Below are 2,485 nucleotides of genomic sequence, written 5' to 3' on the forward strand. Positions count from 1 at the left end.
GATCACCTGATAATATAATATCTACGACTAGAATAAAATATTCTGTTTTGCAAATGAATAATAGCAATATTAAAAGCGGAAAAATTGCAGAAAAATTTTATTACTATCTCCCATCTCAAATTAAAGAAGATGTTTATAATTTTTTCTTAAGATTTGGCAATAATATAGATTTAATAATTACCGATGATGATGGTGCTGCTATAAATACTGTAAAAACACTACAAGAAAATGGCTATAATTTAGGAGATAATGAAAGAAAGATAGATGTCGTTGGATTTGATGGCATACCTGAAGCACTTGATTTGATAAAAGCTGGAGCAATAACTGGAACTGTTCTTATAAATAAATATAATTTAGCTAAAGATTTTTATCAATTCGAAATAAACTTATTTAATGACAACAATATTATTGATGGAACGAACTGCACAATTGACGATACAGGAAAATTAATAACTGTTCCTCTTGAAGGTGTATTCGTTAATTTAGGTTAATAATAATGTTAAATTAATTTAATTATTTTAGTACTTGTGTTATTTTCTCTAGCATATTTTTTATAAATTTGCTAATAATATAATTGCTAAACTTAATAGCTTGGCAAGTTACAGCAGACAGTGAACTTATTATTAAATGAATTTGCTGTCTGTTAGTTATTTATTGAAAATTTCTTAATATATAGTAGATTCGCGTATGTTTCCCCTTATATAGCATTAATACCATAAATTCAAAGGGATTATATTTTTATATAGCCCCTATATTTGTTTCAGTAACATTTTTCTTATAATTTTATATAATGTGACTATAATGATTATTCTCACGTATCCCAAATATTATAAAGATATAGTATCATCTACAGTAGTTAGGATTTTTAATAAGCCCTGACTACTATTTTGTAAATTAATTAATTTAACAGAAAATTATGGAGGTAGTTATCATGGATTCTGATGATAATTCAGGCAAGACTATTATTTACCCCATATTTTTTCTAACATCTATTGGTATTAATTGGATATTATTTTTATCATTTCTATATAAATTAAAAAAATAAAGGCAGACTAAGTATTTCTACCTAATCTACCTTTATTTTTAGATATTCCATTAGCTGTGCTTGTTTGTAGCATACCATATTTTTCTTTAATCTTCACTTATTTTAGCATTTCTACATACTTAACTCAGTTAAATCATTAAAACTCGTGCGCACAAATTTTTAATACTAAAATCCAGAATAAACTAAAATCAAATAAATCACTAAAACTTCTTAATAACTCTACAATCATTTTTATAGATAACCGGCTATTTACAGTATAAATATTATCACAATGACTAAAGAAAAAAATACTTTTTTCTTTAAACATATAAATACAGTCATAAAATAGCACTATTGTTTGTTTTTTCTTAAGCAGTTCTTTTTTTAATATTAGCTAAATAAACAAAAATTAAAGTTTAAATATCTTAATCTCCAACTATAAGCTTGTCTTGATTTAAAATATGTTTATCTATCCAATCTACTATAAATTCTAATAATCCTTTTACATATTCATCCTGATCTAAATCAATTACATTTAAATTAATGTTATTAATTTCATTTATAAAGTTTTCATGCTCTACTTTATGAGAAAGAAATCTTTTATATCTTATACTTAACATATACTTTTCTTCTGATTTAAAATGAAATACAGTATAGTCTTTTAACTCACCAAGTATCTCAATAATTTTATCATACTTATCTGTAATAAAATTATTATTCAATAATTCATATGCACGTTCTGCAATTTCAAATAATTTTTCATGTTGTTCGTCAATATGGTTTATTCCAAGCGCATATTCTTCTTTCCATTTAATCATAAGATCACCTCAAATTTTAATATTGTAGTATAATTTTTCACATTAGTACCTTTTAATTTATAAATAAAAAGGACCAATTAAAATTTACTAATCTTACAAAGTTAGTAAATTTAATTGGTCGGTTGCACAACTAGCTCTAAACTCTCAATGTGCCCAAAATAAGAAAGTTTTTCACAGCTTCCAATTTACATATTTTTTTAATAACGATCAAATTATTAATTTATTTACAATAATAACATTATAACATAAAAAATTCTATATAATTTCATATTTTTATATATTTAAACTAATTTTATAATTACTAAATACTCGTTTTTTTGACTTAGTTGTAAAAATTAATAATCTCATCATATAAAATCTTGTATGATATAACCTAAACTATCGATGTGAGAGGAACATTATGGCGAATAGAATCAATCCAGTTTCAAAAGTTGGGAAAATAAGAAAAATAAAATTGAAATTACATAGACATAGAACCATGAAAGGCCTATATTTTAACAACATGTATTCAAGAATATATAAGAAAAATGATATAAAAAAATTTGAGAAAAAAATAAAACCGAAGAAAATTATAATGATTCAGAAAAATGAACCACTCAATGTTTCATCTTGACTAATTAAAACTAAATCTGTTAAATTTGGA

Annotated in this window: 3 protein-coding genes and 1 riboswitch; of the genes, 2 read left to right on the forward strand and 1 reads right to left on the reverse strand. The window is 23.6% G+C overall.

Annotation, left to right across the window (positions count from 1 at the left end):
• The coding region (locus CLOBL_RS26930; RefSeq protein WP_143323975.1) for a substrate-binding domain-containing protein at window positions 1-491 on the forward strand (491 nt) is incomplete at its 5' end.
• Between the two features lie 958 nt (window positions 492-1,449).
• On the opposite strand, the gene CLOBL_RS26935 is transcribed toward CLOBL_RS26930, so the two are convergent.
• A complete protein-coding gene (locus CLOBL_RS26935; protein ID WP_077861802.1) occupies window positions 1,450-1,842 on the reverse strand; it encodes a bacteriohemerythrin in 393 nt (130 codons plus the stop codon).
• Between the two features lie 107 nt (window positions 1,843-1,949).
• Window positions 1,950-2,033, reverse strand: a riboswitch (cyclic di-GMP riboswitch).
• 209 nt (window positions 2,034-2,242) lie between these two features.
• Here CLOBL_RS26935 and CLOBL_RS26940 point away from each other — a divergent pair.
• Window positions 2,243-2,455: a hypothetical protein gene (locus CLOBL_RS26940; RefSeq protein ID WP_077861803.1), complete on the forward strand. Its 213-nt coding sequence runs from the start codon at window positions 2,243-2,245 to the stop codon at window positions 2,453-2,455.
• Window positions 2,456-2,485 lie beyond the last annotated feature (30 nt).

Source organism: Clostridium sp. BL-8 (assembly GCF_002006495.1).
GTDB lineage: Bacteria > Bacillota > Clostridia > Clostridiales > Clostridiaceae > Clostridium.

What these genes read in the sequence shown, in the direction of transcription:
- CLOBL_RS26935 (WP_077861802.1), bottom strand. Translation starts at nt 1,842, where the DNA reads ATGATTAAATGGAAAGAAGAATATGCGCTTGGAATAAACCATATTGAC.
- CLOBL_RS26940 (WP_077861803.1), top strand. Translation starts at nt 2,243, where the DNA reads ATGGCGAATAGAATCAATCCAGTTTCAAAAGTTGGGAAAATAAGAAAA.